The organism is Gilliamella sp. wkB18 (assembly GCF_001690875.1).
Taxonomy (GTDB): domain Bacteria; phylum Pseudomonadota; class Gammaproteobacteria; order Enterobacterales; family Orbaceae; genus Gilliamella; species Gilliamella apicola_A.
Genome location: NZ_LZHM01000025.1, coordinates 19,271 through 37,561, shown reverse-complemented (window position 1 = coordinate 37,561; position 18,291 = coordinate 19,271). Strand labels below are relative to the sequence as shown.

The window sequence follows — 18,291 nt, the reverse complement described above, 5'->3', positions numbered from 1 at the left end:
ATGCGTAATTTACTGTTTAGTTATAAACCCGTATTTTTCAAAGATAACTTTGGCTTGTGGTGATTGTAAATATTGATAAAAATTTATCGCATTAGTATTTAGTAAGGTTATTGGATATTCAATTGACTTAAAAGTATTGGTAGGAAAGATACCGATAATTTTTACTTTATCACTTACTTTAGCGTCAGTATTATATACAATCCCGAGGGCAGCTTCATTACGCTCCACTAACATAAGAGCATCACGAACATTGGTGGCAGGAGCAAATTGTGATGATAATTTATCAAAAACGCCTAAATTAATGAGTGATTCTTTGGCATAAAGTCCTGCTGGAACATGTTCAGGATCACCAAGAGCTATTCTTTCTTCTTTAGGTAAGATTTTATCCCAATCTGTTTTAGCATTAATTTCAATAGAATTTAATTTAGATTGTATTGGTGCGATTAAAACGAGAGTATTTTTTAATAAATCTTCTTTATTAGTCGTTAAATGATGATCAATAAGATAGGTCATCCATTTTTGATCCGCTGACATAAATATGTCTGCTAACGCACCTTGTTCAATCTGTTTAGCTAATATTGAGGAAGATGCAAAAGAAAACACAATATCGGCATTATTATGTTCATCTTTATAAATTGTTGCAATATCTTGCATAGCGTTGGTTAGGGACGCAGCTGCAAAAACTGTTATTTTTTCAGTAGCATTCGATGAGAAAATCAGCACCATTGTAGCAGCAGTAAAAATCATTCCAAATATTTTTTGCATTTTATTCCTTACATAATTGAGATGCCGATCTTATTTTTTATAAGTATGCTGCCATAACTTATATTTATCACCTTTATTAATTAGTGTTATGTAAAATGAAATATAATGATATTACCAAACTTAATTTATAAAGTACAACTAAAGTTCAGCTTTAATACAATATTCTATAAATATTAAGTTTATTTAATTTTTCGTATTATCAAAATTTTTATATAAGTAAATATGACCAATATTTGAGATGATTTTTCGTAAGTTTTGATGTCATATTTAAAAAGATTACAATGAGCTTTAGTGTGAGCAATAATTAAGCAAAAATGCTTTTTATGGTGTTAACATTATGTTTTTTCAAGAAATACAATTAATATTAAATTAAAAACGATGGTCAAGAGAGTGATTGATTGTTAATTATCATCGGGTATAAAGTTATATATCACCAAGTTAACTCAATATATCGAAATTCTATGATTAATGGAATAGAGGTAAATTATGCTATCCATTAATTTACAGCATATAATTATCGTGACTATCGTTTAGGTAAAGGAGGGATCATGTTAGAAATAGAAAAAGCATGCTTTAAGATAAATGACTTTAAAGTCTTTGATATTCAATCCCTGACTATTAAGCAAGGTAGTAATACGGCTTTTATTGGACGTAATGGAAGTGGAAAATCCATATTAGTTAAAGCATTGGTTGGCGAGCAGCAACTCTTATTTGGTAAAGTGCTTAACGAATTTAAATCGATAACGCATATTTCGTTTGAGCAGCTACAAAAGCTGATTGATGATGAATGGAAACGAAATAATACCGACATGTTGAGTGAAGGTGAAAACGATACCGGATTAACAACAGCACAGATTATCCAAGAAAATAATTCGGACAATGTGCTTTGTCAAATGTTGGCTAAACAATTTGGAATAACTAACCTTTTATCTAGACGTTTTAAATATCTTTCGACAGGTGAGGCTCGTAAAACGCTTATTTGTAAGGCATTAATGCAACAACCAGAGTTACTGATATTAGATGAACCCTTTGATGGTTTAGATGTTGCATATCGAGAAAATTTGACCAATATACTTTCTGCCTTATCTGAGCAAGGTATTACTATTGTTTTAGTTTTAAATCGGTTTAATGAAATTCCCGCATTTATTAATAATATTGGTATATTAGCTGATTGCCAGCTGTTGAAATTTGGTTTAAAAGACACAATATTAGAGGATACAATGGTTAAGCAGCTAGTCTATTTAGAAAACATATCTAACTTACCATTGCCTGATGCTGATGGCCCATCAATCCAACTAGCAGATGAATTAGATCGTATTAGTTTAAATAATGGTTATGTTAGATATGACAATAAAATCGTTATTAATGGATTAACTTGGCATGTTAAAGCACATCAAAATTGGCAAATTATCGGACCTAATGGTTCTGGCAAATCAACATTGTTAAGTTTAATCACAGGGGATCATCCTCAAGGTTATAATAATGACCTTACTTTATTTGGCCGCAAGCGAGGTTCTGGTGAGACAATATGGGAAATAAAACGACATATTGGTTACGTTAGTAGCAGTTTACATCTTGAGTACCGTATGAATATTAGCGTTAAAGCAGTATTAATATCGGGCTATTTTGATTCGATAGGTTTATACCAAGCTACAAGTGATAAACAAGTTAAATTGGCTGATGAATGGCTACAATTATTAGGTTTGCAATTGCAATCTGATAAACCATTTCATTCGCTTTCATGGGGGCAACAGCGATTAGTTTTAATAGCCAGAGCCTTGGTTAAACATCCCTCGCTGCTTATTTTAGATGAACCGTTACAAGGGCTCGATCATTTAAATAGAGAATTGGTTAAGAGATGGATAGATCGTTTAATTAAAGAGGGAAATACACAATTACTTTTTGTGTCTCATCATGTTGAAGATGCTCCAAAATGTATCACACATCGACTAACTTTTGTGCCTAATGTTGATTTTAGCTATCAATATAAGTTAGAGCAGATAAAATAATTTGTTAGTTTTCTACTATCAAATAATAGAATAAAAATAGAAAAAAACGATGTTTTTAGTATGTTATAAACCTCCTTTTTTTTCTCAAAAGTTGAAAAAAGTTTAAAAAGACTATACTTATAGAGTTATCCCCCAAGCCTGTGGATAACTCTGTTAGTAGTTTATTGAAAACAGTGATAAATTCAATTACTATCAGGATTTGTTTTAATTTGTTTAGATTGTAAGCTTTGATAATTATATTTAATTTTATCAATATGTTATTATAAATCAAGCTTTCATTTTTCTGTCATGTTTAATTGTTTTTATATTGTTTGAACAAAAAATATAATATTTTAAAAGGTCAAGTCCTTTTGGGGATAATTTTTTATTAATAGGTAAAATATTAGGTTGCGATAGAATGAAAAAATTCAAATTATGTTCTGATTTTAAACCTGCTGGCGATCAACCAGAAGCAATAAAGAAAATTAACCAAAATCTTGATGATGGGATTGCCCATCAAACATTATTAGGTGTAACAGGATCTGGAAAAACATTTACCATGGCAAATGTTATAGCCAAACATAACCGTCCAACAATTATTTTAGCTCCAAATAAAACCCTAGCAGCTCAATTATATGGTGAAATGAAGGCTTTTTTCCCCGAAAATGCAGTTGAATATTTTGTCTCTTATTATGACTACTATCAACCCGAATCTTATGTGCCTTCGACTGATACTTTTATTGAAAAAGATGCTTCAATAAATGAACATATTGAACAAATGCGTCTGTCTGCGACTAAATCTCTTCTAGAACGTCGTGATGTGGTGATTGTGGCATCTGTATCGGCAATTTATGGTTTAGGTGCACCTGAAACTTATATGTCAATGATTTTGCATTTAACGAAAGGGACAATCACCGATCAACGTTCAATTTTAACTAGATTGGCGGAATTACAATACACACGTAATGAAATTGGTTTCAGTCGTGGTACTTTTCGGGTACGTGGGGATGTAATCGATATATTCCCAGCAGATTCTGACGAGCTGGCTGTGCGTGTTGAACTATTTGATGATGAAGTCGAGCGTATTGTTATGTTCGACCCACTGACAGGTAATAGCGTTAATGAAGTATCACGAATTACTATTTATCCTAAAACACATTATGTTACACCAAGAAATATTATGGATGATGCTATTGCACAGATTAAACAAGAACTAAAGCAACGACAAAAAGTGCTATTAGACAATAACCGCCTTTTAGAAGAACAACGTTTAACTCAACGTACATTATTTGATATCGAAATGATGACAGAATTAGGTTATTGTTCAGGGATCGAAAACTATTCAAGATTTTTAGCACAACGTAACCCAGGCGATCCTCCAGCGACTTTATTTGATTATTTACCTGCTGATGGATTATTATTTATTGACGAATCCCACGTTGCTATTCCTCAATTAGGAGCTATGTACAACGGTGACCGTTCACGTAAACTTAATTTAGTTGAATATGGATTTCGATTACCCTCTGCTCTAGATAATCGACCATTAAAGTTTGCTGAATTTGAAAATATAATGCCGCAAACCATTTATGTTTCGGCAACACCTGCTAAATACGAAATTGAAAAATCAGGTGGTGAAATCATTGAGCAAGTGGTTAGACCGACCGGGTTGTTAGATCCTGTTATTGAAGTGAGGCCAGTTAATACCCAAGTTGATGATCTGCTTTCTGAAATTAAAATTCGTATTAATAATGATGAGCGAGTTTTAGTCACTACATTAACTAAACGTATGGCTGAAAACTTAACAGATTATTTATCTGAGCATAATGTTAATGTTAGATATCTGCATTCGGATATTAACACCGTTGAGCGTATGGAAATTATTCGTGATTTGCGTTTAGGTAAAGTAGATGTGTTGGTTGGGATTAACTTATTGAGAGAAGGATTAGATATTCCTGAAGTCTCTCTTATTGCCATTTTAGATGCAGACCGAGAAGGCTTTTTACGTTCAGAAAGTTCGTTAATTCAAACAGTTGGGCGCGCAGCCAGAAATGTAAATGGTAAAGCGATTTTATATGCGGATAGAATTACTCAAGCAATGCAAAAAACCATTGATGAAACTGCACGCCGTCGCAAAAAACAAGAGGATTTTAATACAGAACATAATATTACACCAAAATCGGTACGTAAAGAAATCAAAGATATTTTAGATGCAGGTTTAAGTACCAAAAAATCCATAACAAAAGTTGAAGCATTTGAACCGGGTAAACCGTATCACTATGTTTCGGTTAAAGAGGTTCAGGCTAAAGTCAAAGAGCTTGAAGTAATGATGTACGAAGCGGCACAAAATCTAGAATTTGAAAAGGCAGGCGTATTGCGTGATGAAATAAAAAAATTACGTGCTGATTTTATTACTGCATCTTAATAAATTAAAAGAAGCATCATAGAGATAATTCGAATTGAACCCGAAAATTGTTTGTAGGAAGTAGTGGTTCATAATGAAATTATTTACTATACCAGTATCCCTATCAATCTGGAAAATGATGCTTATGAGCAAATAAAAAGTGCGTTAGCAGAAATAAATCAAATTTTAGTGTTAACTAATGGTGATAAAAGATTATATTTTAGGCATAAATTCATTTGTGGTAAATAAAAGCGATTTTGTAGCAATAAAACAAGTATGCGATGAAAGGGGAGTTAGGGAGTGTGAACTTGTTGATGACTGAGAATTTTAGGTAAATGCATGGCGATTACTTAGTTGAAGCCAAAATTATTGTGGCTGTCAATGAATGAGCATAAAGCAATTATGCTCAAAAATAAATTTATTAAGTTTAATTAAAGTGAAAACTTAAAGTTACATTGCTTTTGCTTTATTAAGCCAAATTAAAACAATTTCTAATTTATAAAATAACCAAGCAACTTGTTAATTTTTTAAATTTATATTGAGTTAAAATTATTATTGTTATCCCCATGGGCAAAATATTAGTGTATACTTTGAGCACTTAATGGTTCAAATATTTAGATGGTTTTTTATGCACACTCAACCTAAAGTTGCCATTGTAATGGGTTCTAAAAGTGATTGGAATACTATTCAACATGCTGCAAACGTGCTAGATGAATTAACTATTACTTACCATGTTGAAATCGTTTCTGCTCATCGTACTCCCGATAAGCTATTTCAATTTGCCGAAAATGCAAAACTAAAAGGATTTAATGTGATTATTGCAGGTGCTGGTGGTGCTGCGCATTTACCTGGTATGTTAGCTGCTAAAACCTTAGTGCCTGTATTAGGGGTACCAATTCAAAGTGAAGCACTAAATGGTGTAGATAGCTTATATTCAATTGTACAGATGCCCAAAGGTATTCCTGTTGGTACGTTAGCGATAGGTAAATCCGGAGCGGTTAACGCAGCATTACTTGCTGCACAAATACTTTCCTTGCATGATAAAGGTATTTATCAACGCTTATCAACATGGCGATTAAGTCAAACTGATGATGTTTTAAATCATCCCGATCCTAGAGTAGATGCATAATTATGAAACTTCAAACTGTTTGCGTGTTAGGTAATGGTCAATTAGGCCGAATGCTTAAGGAAGCCGGTGAACCTTTAGGAATAAAGGTTTTTCCTGTTGGATTAGATGTAGATCCTATCTCTATTCCCTACCAACAGTCTGTTATTACTGCAGAAATTGAAAGTTGGCCTGATACACCGTTCACGCAAATTTTAGCTAATCATCCCCATTTTATTAATCGAAATATATTTCCGCTAATAGCAGATCGTTTAACACAAAAACAACTGCTTAATGAATTAAGTTTACCTACTGCTAAATGGTTCGCTTTAGAACAACCTCAGGATTGGCCAAAATTGTTTACCGAACTTGGTGACCAAATCATTGTTAAATGCCGAACTGGTGGTTATGACGGGAGAGGGCAGTGGCGAATTAATATAGATAGTGACATATCGGTTCCGGATGATATTTATCACTATGCGATTGCTGAACAAGTGATTCCTTACGAAAAAGAGATGTCATTAGTTGGAGCACGTAACGCTAAAGGGGAAATGGCATTTTACCCTCTTACTAATAATTTACATCAAGAAGGTATTTTAAAAATATGTGTCGCTAAACCGAACGAATCACCTATATTACAAACCAAAGCAGAGCAGATGCTATCAGCCATTATGCATAAATTAAATTATGTGGGAGTTATGGCAATGGAATGTTTTGTTATCGGTAATGATTTACTAATCAATGAATTGGCTCCTAGAGTGCATAATAGTGGGCATTGGACACAAAATGGTGCATCGATAAGTCAATTTGAACTTCATCTTCGTGCAATATTGGGATTGCCACTCCCTATGCCTGATGTTTTTTCTACTTCTGTCATGATTAATTTAATTGGAATTAAATTAAATCCTAGCTGGTTATCCGTTGATTTAGTTCACCTGCATTGGTATCAAAAGGAAATTAGAACAGGTCGTAAAGTTGGGCATTTAAATTTAACTCATTATCAATCCGTTAAACTAAAACAATCTTTAACTCTTTTAACGTCATTTTTACCTACTGATTATCAATCATCGATTGAATGGGCAATACAAAAATTATAGTATTATAAATACAAAGGATTGAAATATGATAGATTTTAATAAAAAAATCAGCTATCAACGTTATACAAGTAAAGTATGTGAAGATTTAACCGATGCCTATTCAATTGTACGCCAGTTTGAAAGCGATCGTGGGAGAATCATTAATTCAGCCGCTATTCGACGTTTACAACAAAAAACGCAGGTTTTTCCGTTAGAGAGAAATTCAGTTGTCAGAACTCGCCTTACTCATTCTATGGAAGTACAGCAAGTCGGCCGCTATATTGTAAAAGAAATAATGTATCGACTTGGTAAATGGCGGAAGCTTAAAACATATGGGTTAGATAGTGCAATAATGTCAATAGAAAGTTTAGTTGAAATGGCTTGTTTAATGCATGATATAGGTAACCCCCCATTCGGGCATTTCGGTGAAAAAGCAATTAATCAGTGGTTTATTGAACGGTTGGGGATCGATACTCCATCTAAATACCCATTACTTGAGTTACAGGAATCGGATACTACCGAGCTTAAAAAATTAAAAACTAAAATTCGTCGAGATTTATCAAATTTTGAAGGTAATGCTCAAGCAATACGTTTGATACATAGTATTTTACGATTAAATCTTACTTATTCGCAAGTCGCTTCAATTCTTAAATACTCTAAGCCTGCTTATTGGGCAAAAAATGATGTGCCAGCTAAATTTTCTTATCTAATGAAAAAACCAGGATATTATTTATCTGAAGAACAATTCATTCAAAAATTATCTGAACAACTTGAAATTAAGCCATTCCATCGTTATCCGCTTACTTATATTATGGAAGCAGCTGACGATATTTCTTATTGTATTGCTGATCTTGAAGATGCTGTTGAGAAGAAACTGTTTACAGTGCAACAACTTTACCATTATTTAGAAAAAGCTTGGGGAACAATTAAAGATAATGATTTGTTTAGTAGAGTTGTAAAACGCCCATATGATAATTTAAAAAAAAATGGATTTAATGCTATTGCTATTGGGCAATTTTTTATGTACGTACGCGTTAATGCAATAGGAAAGCTTGTCCCTCATGCCGCTGAGCGCTTTATTGAAAATATTGAAGATATTTATCATGGTTCGTTTAACCATGCATTACTTGAAGATAATGGTGCAGAATATCAATTATTAAAAATATTTAAAAGGGTTGGGGTTGAACATGTTTTTAATCATGAATCGGTTGAAAACATTGAATTACAAGGTTACCGTATTATTAGTGGATTATTAGATATTTATAGTCCTTTATTAAATATGTCGACGGCTGAGTTTTTGAAGCTAGCCGAAGATAATGTTCATCAAGGTTATCCAATCGAAACCAGACTTTATCATAAACTGTCGGCTAAACATTGTGATGCTTACCAACAAGCGATTAAAAATATTGAAAAAATTGAACCAAGTTTTGCTTGTTGGGAGTTTTATTATCGATGCCGACTGATACAGGATTATATCAGTGGTATGACAGATCATTTTGCTTATGACGAATATCGTAAACTTATGGTAACTTTCTGATTTATTTTTTTCTTAAAAGTCAAATGGCAACCAAAAAGTATCATCACAATATTCGTGCATAATAGGCAGTGTTTTCTAGCTATTTGTTTAATAATTTTTTTAATAAGTAATTATTATTTAAATAAATACTGCCTATTTTGATTTATTGTTTTGTAATTATAATTCCATATGTTAACTCAATATTTAAAATGATTATCATCAATTTCTTCAAATAATTTCTCTTTTAATAACTTTATGGCACGATGTTTGCATTAACTTACCCACCTATCATATTAATGAGAGAAATAATAAATGAAATTACTGACTGTGATAATTAAACCATTTAAGCTAGAAGAAGTAAGAGAATCGCTTTCAAAAATAGGTATAACGGGATTAACTGTTACCGAGGTTAAAGGTTTTGGTCGACAAAAAGGTCATTCAGAGCTTTATCGAGGGGCTGAATATAATGTCAATTTTCTACCTAAAGTAAAAATTGACTTAGCTATTAGTGATGAACAACTTGATGAAGCTATTAATATCATTACTACAACCGCTTATACTGGCAAAATTGGCGATGGTAAAATTTTTGTTGCTTCACTTGATCATGTTGTTCGTATTCGTACCGGTGAAACCGATGATTCAGCTTTATAACTGTTGTTAAGGATATAATTATGTTAATAAAATTACTTAGCTTAATAACCCTTGTTTTACTAACAGTTCCTGCTTTTGCTGAAGAAGTGACAATATCTGATAAAGCGGATAATGGCTTTATGATGATTTCTACTGTACTAGTCTTATTCATGTCATTCCCTGGAATTGCATTATTTTATGGAGGGCTGTTGCGTTCAAAAAATGTGTTATCGATATTATCACAAGTTTTAGTGACATTTTCCTTGATTGCAGTGTTATGGATTATTTATGGTTATTCGCTTACCTTTGGTGAAGGAAACTGGTTTTTTGGTAACTTTCAGCATATCTTATTGATGGGTATTGGTATTTCAGATCTGTCAGGTTCAATTTATGAATTTATTTGGATTGCATTTCAAGGATCATTTGCATGTATTACTTGTTGTTTAATTTTAGGAGCATGTGCCGAGCGAATTCGATTTTCTGCCGTAATCATTTTTATGGTGTTATGGTTCACTTTTTCTTATATTCCAATAGCTCATATGATTTGGGGTGGTGGTATTCTTTGTGATGAGGGAGCGTTAGATTTTGCTGGTGGTACTGTAGTGCATATTAATGCGGCAATTGCTGGGCTAGTAGGAGCTTATCTATTGAAAAATAGAATTGGCTTTAACCGCGAACCATTAAGACCATTCAATTTACCATATGTGTATCTTGGTGCTGCTATTCTTTATATTGGTTGGTTTGGTTTCAATGCAGGCTCATCAACACATGCGGATGAAATTGCAGGATTAGCGTTTATTAATACGATAGCTGCTACAGCTGCTGCAGTTCTAGCTTGGTTATTAGCTGAATGGATGTTACGAGGCAAGCCATCATGTCTTGGAGCAGTATCTGGTGTGATAGCCGGGTTAGTTGGAATAACACCTGCTGCTGGTTTTGTTGGAGTAGGGGGGGCACTATTAATAGGTATTATTTCTGGTTTTTCAGGGGTTTGGGGGGTATCTTCATTAAAAAGAGCTTTGAAAGTTGATGATACCTGTGATGTATTTGGTGTACATGGGGTCTGTGGTATTGTCGGTTGCCTATTAACAGGTGTTTTTACTTCAGATATTTTTGGGGGAATAGGATACGCTGAAGGTGTCACAATAATAAGCCAAGTTGGTATTCAATTAATAAGTGTGATTACGTGTGTTGTTTGGACCACTGTTGTATCATTCTTTGCTTATAAAATCGCTGATTTATGTGTTGGATTGAGAGTTTCTGAAGAATATGAAAGTGAAGGTTTAGATATCAACTGTCATGGTGAAAGAGCATTTAATAGTTAGTTGGGATTTAATAGCCAGTTGGGAATAAAGTTAATATTTCCTATTTTTAATAAACCTATTAATTTCAAAAAATTATCTACAGAGAGCCATCCCTGTAGATAATTATTTATTATTAAGGGACCATTGCTTAATCATCCCAAAGCATTATCGCATTATCTTCAGTTAAGATTAAAGGTGGCGCAAAAAGGTGCTCCTTTATTTTTGTTGGCATAACATTAACATCATTTAAATCAAGCTTGACATCAGGATAAATCTTAGCCATTTCTTTTAAACGTGTACCAAGTAATTTCTTTACTTTATTTGATTCTTTAGCCAAAGCTATATCATCTTTTAACATTCCAATTTGTTTTTCATGATGTTCCGATTCAAATACTTCACCAAATATGAAAGAAAATTCCTTATTATTACGAAAAGTATTTTTTTCGTTATACTCTTTTTCTTTATATTCAGTATGATGCAATTTAAGCTCCTTAATACGTAATGCAATAATATCATCAATACGATCAGGATAATCTAATTTTGTTTCTAAATAGCTTAAGGTTTTTTGTTTAGCTACTGATTCACTCCTTTGTACTAAGGTAAATAATGGTTTTTTATGTGTCTTCATTCTATAATTTCCTTTTTATTTCAGGACAATAATATAACGATGTATCGGACAATTAAAAAAAACGATTGTTGCTTGTTTTCTAACAACGCTTTAAGTTATCAGTATAAAAATGAATAAAATTCTTCAATTTTATTATTATTTTTTAAAATTTAATTAAATAATATCTTGTTTGTCGATTACCAAAATACTATTTAAATTATATTTAAAAACACTTAATACTTTAGATACTAAATATTTCCAAAATTAAGGTATTTGCACATTTCCTCTTTGGGAACCATTCCCCCTCCTGTTGCCCATACTAGGTGTGTTGCATTTTTTAACGCTTTTAATGAAATTTGAAAACGATCTAAATAAGACTGGTTTTCTTCTACTAGGAACGGTCCTAACATTCCAGCAAGAGCAGAAGGTTCTAATTGAATATGCTCTTGTTTATTCAACAAGCTGAGTAAATCATACATATGTTGATCGGAAATGGTATAGTAACCATCAAGTAACCTTTCCATAGCGCGACCAACAAAGCCTGAGGGTCTGCCTACTGCTAAGCCGTCAGCAGCGGTGATATTATCAATACCAATATCTTGTACCGAAATATTATCGTGTAAGCCCGTGTAAACGCCTAAAAACATGCAAGGTGAATGGGTTGGTTCGGCGAAGATACAGTGTACATTATCGCCAAAAGCGAGTTTTAATCCAAATGCAACGCCTCCTGGACCACCACCAACACCACAAGGTAGATAAACAAATAATGGATGCTCATTATCTACTTTGACATTTAATTTTTTAAATTGTTCCCTAACACGTTGACCTGCGACAGAATAGCCTAAAAAAAGTGTTTTAGAATTTTCGTCATCGATAAAAAAACAATTTGGATCAGATTGTGCAGCTTTACGGCCTTGCTCAACAGCAAAACCATAATCTTGCTGATACTCAATAACCGTTACATTATGAGAGCGCAAATTCTGTTTTTTCCATTCACATGCATTGGCAGACATATGAACGGTCACTTTAAAGCCTAATTTGGCACTTATAATTCCGATAGATAGGCCTAAGTTTCCAGTCGAACCCACAGCAATACTGTATTGACTAAAAAAATATCTAAATTTATCTGAAAATAATTGGCTATAGTCATCGTTTTTTGCTAATAAGCCATGCTCAAAAGCTAGTTTTTCAGCATGAGTGAGTACTTCATAAATTCCACCTCGTGCCTTGATCGAACCAGAAATGGGCAAATGGCTGTCTTTTTTAAGTAATAAATTACCCATAAGTTTTGTTTGATGACGTTTTTCAAGTGCAATTTTCATTTTTGGAATCATCACAATTTCAGACTCAATGATCCCTTTCATTTCGGCAGTTTCTGGAAATGCTTTACTTAAGTATGGAGCAAATCGTTGTAATCTTTGGCTTGCATCTTCAACATCATCTTTTGTAAGCGTAACATAGGGTAATGCCTCTTTTAATGTGGTCACCTTTGGGTTAAACCAAATAGTTTCCTCCAATTTCATCAATTGATCTATTAAAGGATATTGCTGTTTTAAGTTTTTAATGTCTAAAGCTTTCATAATTTCCTTCTTAAAATTATTTTATATAACGTAAGATAATAAAAAAGTACTTGCTAAGGAGATCAATGAGGCAATGAAAGTAGCTGAAGTGTAATATTTAAATATTTCATTCAATGATGCACCACAATATTGCTTAACTAACCAAAATAGTGAATCGGTAACAATAGTACAACCTATAGCGCCAGAGCCTATAGCCAATGTTATAATTTCAGGACTAATATCAGGATAAAGTGGAAGCATAGGTGAAACAATCGCAGTCGCTCCCATCATAGCTACAGTGGCTGAGCCAACAGCTGCATGTAAGATAATTGCGACCAACCAAGCTAATAAAATAGGATGTATATCTAAGTGGGATAAAATATTAGCTAGACCATCACTTAATCCACTTTCTTTTAGAATTGCATTAAATGCACCTCCAGCACCAATGATTAATAAGATGTTAGCGATAGATGAAAAACAATCTTCTGTCTTGGTTAATAGTACTGACATTCCCATATTGCGGCGATGCCCTAAAGTATAATAGGCAAAAAAAGCACCGATAAACATGGCAGTTATAGGATTGCCAATAAATTCTAAAATACCGTATATAGAACTCGATTTATCAATATTAAGTTCAGCAGTTGTTTTTATTAGCATTAAAATAATCGGTAGCAAAACCGTTAAAAGAGTTGTGCCTAACGATGGGAGTTCCTCTTCAGCCTTTACACGCATGCGAGCAAATTCTGTAGGTACAGGTTTAAAAGGTATTTTGTTTTTAATGATTTTTAAAAAAATAGGCCCACCAATTAGTGAAGCAGTAAGACCGATCGCTAAACCCAAAATAATAACTGTACCCATATCAGCACCTAATGCATTAGTTACGTACAGTGCAGCAGGATGTGGCGGCACTATACAATGAACAGCCATTAGAGCCGTACAAAGTGGGATTGCCAATGTTAATAAAGATGTTTTTGTTTTTTTTGCAATAGAAAAAGCTAAAGGAATCAGTAAAACAACTCCGACTTCGACAAAAAGAGTGATTCCGCACACTAAACCAACTAATACCATAATAACTTCAGGCGATAACCAACGAAATTTTTGTAAGGCTATTCCTATTCTTTCTGCTGCACCTGAAATTTCCATCATTTTGCCAAGAATTGTCCCTAGCCCAATGACAGCTGCTAAGAAACCTAATGTATTACCAATGCCATCTTCGATAGCAGAAATTATTTTTAAAGGAGGCATATTCATTAACGCTCCAACATAAAAGCTAGCAAGTAACAGGGCTAAAAAAGGGTGTAACTTACATTTCACGATTGAAATAACAATTAATATAATACTTGAGACTAATACACAAATAATCCAAAATTGGAAATTCATTTTTATCTACTCCTCTGTTATGTTTTATAATTATCAATATTATTAAATGTTTTTAGTTATTATTTGACAAATGATAAATAAACAACTTAACATGAATTAAATTTGTACAAAAAAATGATTTAAATCAAATAATGCGTTATTTCAAATAGTTGTATTCGTTTTTAATGTTTAGAAATGTAAATTGCCGTTAGTAGTACTGTTGAAGTCGTAAAATGAAACGCAGGAGGAATTACTGATGTATGATGAAGAAAGTTATTTGGCTAAAAATCGTGTAATTAATCGTTATCAATTAGCTAAACTATATACTTTTGAGTCTGCTGCTCGCCATTTGTCTTTTGCATTAACTGCTGAAGAACTTTGTATTAGTCCAAGTGCAGTTAGTCATCAGATTATTAAGTTAGAAGAAGAACTTGGTTTCAAATTATTTAAACGGTTTCATCGAAGGATAGAGCTTACTTTTGATGGCAAAAATTTATTTGATGTTGTAAAAAAATTGCTTAAACAATTAAATCAGGAAATCCTAGAAATAACCAATCAAGAAATCTCTGGTACACTAACAATTTATGCGCGGCCTTCCTTAACTCAGAGTTGGTTAGTGCCTAAATTATCGCAGTTCAATCGACAATATCCTTATATAACACTCAATATTTTGTCAGGCAATGAAATTATAAATTTTAATCGATATCGCATTGATTTAGCTATTTACTATGACGATCATAAGCATGATGAACTAATTTACGATTACCTAATGAATGAAACAATTACTCCTGTTTGTAGCCCATATTATGCTGAAAAACATAATTTATATCGCAATCCTAATAATTTAAAAAACTGTACTTTATTGCATGATAGCCAGGCTTGGGGATATGATTCAAGTTTTGATGAGTGGATAACTTGGGCAAATAATTTTTCATTATCTTTTGATTTTAATAATATTGCTAAAATGACATTTGATAGAAGTGATTTAGCTAGTGAAGCTGCGATATATAATGTTGGAGTAGCTATGGGACGAAAACAATTAATTGATAAATATCTTGAAAATGGCGATCTTATAACTCCTTTTCCTGAAATGGAGAAAGAATGTAAGCAGCACTATTATGTATTAAGGCCACAAGCAAAATATAATCCAAAAGCAGATATTTTTGTTAAATGGCTAAAAAAATATGTCTAATTTATCGTATAACTAAATAAGTATATTTTTTCCTGGAAATGGATAGAGAGCTTTTGTTGTATGACTATTAGGTTAAGATATTTTTTTAATAGTGCGGCAATAGCCGCACCAGAAATCGCTAAAGTTAATCATGTGGATTTTTTTAAATGCTTTAGGTTTGATAGGGTAATTGCTAACATGATTATTATAACACCTACCCATTCATTAAATAGCACTGGCTCTTTTAAATAAAAATAAGAACATGTTACTGCTATAGGCAATTCTGCTGTGGATAATATGGCGCTTAACGAAATCCCGATTTTCGGCATCCCTACTGAAAATAAAAATGGAGGTAAAACGGTACCAAGCAATGAGAGTAAAAATCCGAGTTGATAGAGTTGGTCATCAATAGGCAATTTAAAGAAAAATAATGGTGGAAAAATTAAAAAGGTTATGATACATGCACCGGTTATCATTAAGGCACTTTTTTCTAGTTTTGGTAAATCGTTTCCGATATTGCTACTCGTTATAATAAATAACGAGTACATTAGTGCAGCTAAAAAACCGAAGAAACAGCCTGTTAAGTTTAAATGAATATCTTGATTAAAAATTCCTGTAGATAAGCAACTACCTATGATAATCATAGAGATAGTGAAAAGTTGAATTATTGTTGGTTTATTTTTAAAAACAACGAAATCGATAATGACGCTGAGCCATAAATATTGCATCAATAAAACAATTGCAATCGACGCAGGTACTAACTGCACGCATTGATAATAGCATATTCCTACCAATCCAGGAAATATCCCAACACTACAAACTTTCCATTTTTTAGTGAGCGGTTTTTTTGTCGATTGATCTATTTTTGTTTTACTAATTTTTTTAACAAATAAGTGAATGCTCCATAAAATAATCATACCTAAAAAACATTGGATGCCTGTGACCTCACCAAGGGAATAGCCTGCCTTATAAGCAGTTTTTACAATCGAAGATAGTACGCCAAAACTGCAAGCACCTAAAAATACTAAAAAGCTACCTAAAAATTTTTCTTTCATATTTAAATCTCAAAATTTAAAAAATTACTTTATTGATAATAATCAATATACAAGATAGTAAGAAATCACAGGTATAATTCTGTGAGTATTTTTGTGGAAAATTATAAATTAATCAGAACAAAATGAAAGGAATTATCTTATAATGCATTATATTGTATATAATAAATTATTCCATTATAAAATATAATTTATTACGGATATAGTTAAATGATTAATAAGAATTAATAATTAATACTAGTGTGTAATTTAAAGAATTAACCATGTGGGTTGATAATTCCTGTCTTCTCTTTGTGTGTATATTAACCTATAGAGCATTTATAATTGAAATTAAATAAGCACTAAAACATTGATCATAGACATAAATAGGTCTTGTGTATTTGTTTGAATAGTTGCTCTTTTTTTTTACAAAAATCAATCCAAAGATATTATGGAAATCTATCTCTCTAAATCTAAACGAGAAAGCTAAGATTATTTTTGATTTTTATTAAAATTAATATGAATTAGCGTTAAATTGTAAACGTCTAATATAAGAAGTGTCGTACAAATGACATAAAGTAGTTCTAGCTTAATTAGCTTTTTATCCACATCACCACAATAACAATTGTTGTGCCAAATACTCTATCCTTTGATAAAACTGTTATAGTATTGAATTTGTGTTTATCCAAACAGTGATAGTGTATAGAATTTGATAAAGCGATAATTTGTATGAATGCTAAAGATTGCGTCATATTCCTCAAAATACAAAATAAAATAACAATAAGTAATCAATTAATTAATTAATTAATACGATCAGTTCCTGTATAAATAACGCCTTTATCTCCTCTAAAAAATCCAATTAACGTTATATTTGTTTGTTTAGCCATATCAACAGCCATTGATGTTGCCGCCGAAACAGCCAGTATAATTTCGATACCACAACTGGCTGTCTTCTGCACCATTTCATAGCTAGCTCTACTAGAAACAAGCACAACTCCATGTTGATATTCCAAATTCTTTTGTAATTTAATGGCTCTAAACCCCAATAACTTATCTAATGCAACGTGCCTACCTACATCTTCAAATCCTGCAAGGAAGTTACCTTTTAAATCAAGCCATACTGCGGCGTGTGTGCAGCCAGTTTTATTTCCTACTAGCTGTACTTTCCTAAGATGAGATAAACTATGATTAAAATCAGAAAGAACAATGTGGTCATTTATTGGAATACTGGGCAAAATTTGGCAAACCTGATCAATTTGTTCCGAACCACATATTCCGCAGCCTGTTCTTCCCGTAAGATTTCTACGTTTTTGTTTAAGTTCGCTAAATCGCCTTGATGATAGTTCAATATGGACCTCAATCCCTTTTGAAGTATCCATAATATCAATACTATAAATTTCATTCACGTTTTGGATAATTTTTTCCGTTAGTGAAAAACCTATAGCAAAATAGTTGAGATCTTTCGGTGTCGCCATCATAACTACATGTGATATGCCGTTATAAATTAATGCTACTGGTTTTTCGATAGCGATAATATCTTCCTGCGAATTGAAAAAATCCCTATCTTTAAATTTTTTGACTGAAATCTTTTTAATACCAATGGTCATGGTTTTCTCTTATGATTTATTTTGTTGATTTAATAGGTTAGTTCAGAGCTACGAATGTTAATAAACTATGATTAGTATTCGTTATTTATATTTTGTAAGGTTCTGACGATAGTTTGTTCGTGTTGACCAATATGTCGATTATTATGTTAAAATAATCAGTAATAATCAATTA

14 protein-coding genes are annotated in these 18,291 nt (G+C 32.4%); 8 read left to right on the top strand and 6 right to left on the bottom strand.

All coding sequences use genetic code 11. From position 1 onward, the window contains the following. Window positions 1–9: 9 nt before the first annotated feature. Window positions 10–765: a molybdate ABC transporter substrate-binding protein gene (gene modA / locus A9G48_RS01230; RefSeq protein WP_034943327.1), complete on the bottom strand. Its 756-nt coding sequence runs from the start codon at window positions 763–765 to the stop codon at window positions 10–12. 548 nt (window positions 766–1,313) lie between these two features. On the opposite strand from modA, the gene modF reads away from it, so the two are divergent. From modF to amtB, 7 genes are all read left to right on the top strand, one after another. Continuing rightward, on the top strand, window positions 1,314–2,774 hold the full coding sequence (gene modF, locus A9G48_RS01225; RefSeq protein ID WP_034943325.1) for a molybdate ABC transporter ATP-binding protein ModF: 1,461 nt from the start codon (window positions 1,314–1,316) through the stop codon (window positions 2,772–2,774). 397 nt (window positions 2,775–3,171) lie between these two features. Beyond that, window positions 3,172–5,175 (top strand): excinuclease ABC subunit UvrB, encoded by a 2,004-nt coding sequence (gene uvrB, locus A9G48_RS01220; protein ID WP_034943322.1) that lies wholly within the window; start codon window positions 3,172–3,174, stop codon window positions 5,173–5,175. Window positions 5,176–5,782: 607 nt separating this feature from the next. After that, entirely contained in the window at window positions 5,783–6,283 is a 501-nt protein-coding gene (gene purE, locus A9G48_RS01215; RefSeq protein ID WP_034943320.1) for a 5-(carboxyamino)imidazole ribonucleotide mutase, read from the top strand. 2 nt (window positions 6,284–6,285) lie between these two features. Then, complete coding sequence (gene purK / locus A9G48_RS01210) at window positions 6,286–7,356, top strand: 5-(carboxyamino)imidazole ribonucleotide synthase (protein ID WP_034943318.1); 1,071 nt, start codon at window positions 6,286–6,288, stop codon at window positions 7,354–7,356. A 25-nt stretch (window positions 7,357–7,381) separates the two neighbouring features. Next, window positions 7,382–8,872 carry a dGTPase gene (gene dgt / locus A9G48_RS01205; RefSeq protein WP_065575680.1) on the top strand — a complete coding sequence of 497 codons (1,491 nt, stop codon included), beginning with the start codon at window positions 7,382–7,384 and terminating at the stop codon, window positions 8,870–8,872. A gap of 291 nt (window positions 8,873–9,163) precedes the next feature. Beyond that, on the top strand, window positions 9,164–9,502 hold the full coding sequence (glnK, locus tag A9G48_RS01200; protein WP_034943312.1) for a P-II family nitrogen regulator: 339 nt from the start codon (window positions 9,164–9,166) through the stop codon (window positions 9,500–9,502). 20 nt (window positions 9,503–9,522) lie between these two features. After that, window positions 9,523–10,806 (top strand): ammonium transporter AmtB, encoded by a 1,284-nt coding sequence (amtB, locus tag A9G48_RS01195; RefSeq protein ID WP_065575679.1) that lies wholly within the window; start codon window positions 9,523–9,525, stop codon window positions 10,804–10,806. A gap of 127 nt (window positions 10,807–10,933) precedes the next feature. On the opposite strand, the gene A9G48_RS01190 is transcribed toward amtB, so the two are convergent. The 3 genes from A9G48_RS01190 to dsdX form a co-directional block, all read right to left on the bottom strand. Then, complete coding sequence (locus A9G48_RS01190) at window positions 10,934–11,413, bottom strand: hypothetical protein (protein WP_034943308.1); 480 nt, start codon at window positions 11,411–11,413, stop codon at window positions 10,934–10,936. 227 nt (window positions 11,414–11,640) lie between these two features. Continuing rightward, the gene (locus A9G48_RS01185) at window positions 11,641–12,972 is read right to left on the bottom strand and encodes a D-serine ammonia-lyase (RefSeq protein WP_034943306.1); all 1,332 of its coding nucleotides are present in this window, start codon (window positions 12,970–12,972) and stop codon (window positions 11,641–11,643) included. Between the two features lie 21 nt (window positions 12,973–12,993). Further along, the gene (gene dsdX, locus A9G48_RS01180; RefSeq protein WP_034943305.1) at window positions 12,994–14,331 is read right to left on the bottom strand and encodes a D-serine transporter DsdX; all 1,338 of its coding nucleotides are present in this window, start codon (window positions 14,329–14,331) and stop codon (window positions 12,994–12,996) included. A 235-nt stretch (window positions 14,332–14,566) separates the two neighbouring features. Here dsdX and dsdC point away from each other — a divergent pair, with 235 nt between their 5' ends. Further along, entirely contained in the window at window positions 14,567–15,502 is a 936-nt protein-coding gene (gene dsdC / locus A9G48_RS01175) for a DNA-binding transcriptional regulator DsdC (RefSeq protein ID WP_034943302.1), read from the top strand. A gap of 128 nt (window positions 15,503–15,630) precedes the next feature. Here dsdC and A9G48_RS01170 read toward each other — a convergent pair whose 3' ends face one another. Continuing rightward, entirely contained in the window at window positions 15,631–16,536 is a 906-nt protein-coding gene (locus A9G48_RS01170) for an EamA family transporter (RefSeq protein WP_034943300.1), read from the bottom strand. Window positions 16,537–17,312: 776 nt separating this feature from the next. Then, window positions 17,313–18,119, bottom strand: a complete 807-nt coding sequence (fdhD, locus tag A9G48_RS01165; RefSeq protein WP_034943298.1) for a formate dehydrogenase accessory sulfurtransferase FdhD — start codon at window positions 18,117–18,119, stop codon at window positions 17,313–17,315. Window positions 18,120–18,291 lie beyond the last annotated feature (172 nt).

Coding starts and splice junctions, on each gene's coding strand:
- modA (WP_034943327.1), bottom strand. CDS start 765: ATGCAAAAAATATTTGGAATGATTTTTACTGCTGCTACAATGGTGCTG.
- modF (WP_034943325.1), top strand. CDS start 1,314: ATGTTAGAAATAGAAAAAGCATGCTTTAAGATAAATGACTTTAAAGTC.
- uvrB (WP_034943322.1), top strand. CDS start 3,172: ATGAAAAAATTCAAATTATGTTCTGATTTTAAACCTGCTGGCGATCAA.
- purE (WP_034943320.1), top strand. CDS start 5,783: ATGCACACTCAACCTAAAGTTGCCATTGTAATGGGTTCTAAAAGTGAT.
- purK (WP_034943318.1), top strand. CDS start 6,286: ATGAAACTTCAAACTGTTTGCGTGTTAGGTAATGGTCAATTAGGCCGA.
- dgt (WP_065575680.1), top strand. CDS start 7,382: ATGATAGATTTTAATAAAAAAATCAGCTATCAACGTTATACAAGTAAA.
- glnK (WP_034943312.1), top strand. CDS start 9,164: ATGAAATTACTGACTGTGATAATTAAACCATTTAAGCTAGAAGAAGTA.
- amtB (WP_065575679.1), top strand. CDS start 9,523: ATGTTAATAAAATTACTTAGCTTAATAACCCTTGTTTTACTAACAGTT.
- A9G48_RS01190 (WP_034943308.1), bottom strand. CDS start 11,413: ATGAAGACACATAAAAAACCATTATTTACCTTAGTACAAAGGAGTGAA.
- A9G48_RS01185 (WP_034943306.1), bottom strand. CDS start 12,972: ATGAAAGCTTTAGACATTAAAAACTTAAAACAGCAATATCCTTTAATA.
- dsdX (WP_034943305.1), bottom strand. CDS start 14,331: ATGAATTTCCAATTTTGGATTATTTGTGTATTAGTCTCAAGTATTATA.
- dsdC (WP_034943302.1), top strand. CDS start 14,567: ATGTATGATGAAGAAAGTTATTTGGCTAAAAATCGTGTAATTAATCGT.
- A9G48_RS01170 (WP_034943300.1), bottom strand. CDS start 16,536: ATGAAAGAAAAATTTTTAGGTAGCTTTTTAGTATTTTTAGGTGCTTGC.
- fdhD (WP_034943298.1), bottom strand. CDS start 18,119: ATGACCATTGGTATTAAAAAGATTTCAGTCAAAAAATTTAAAGATAGG.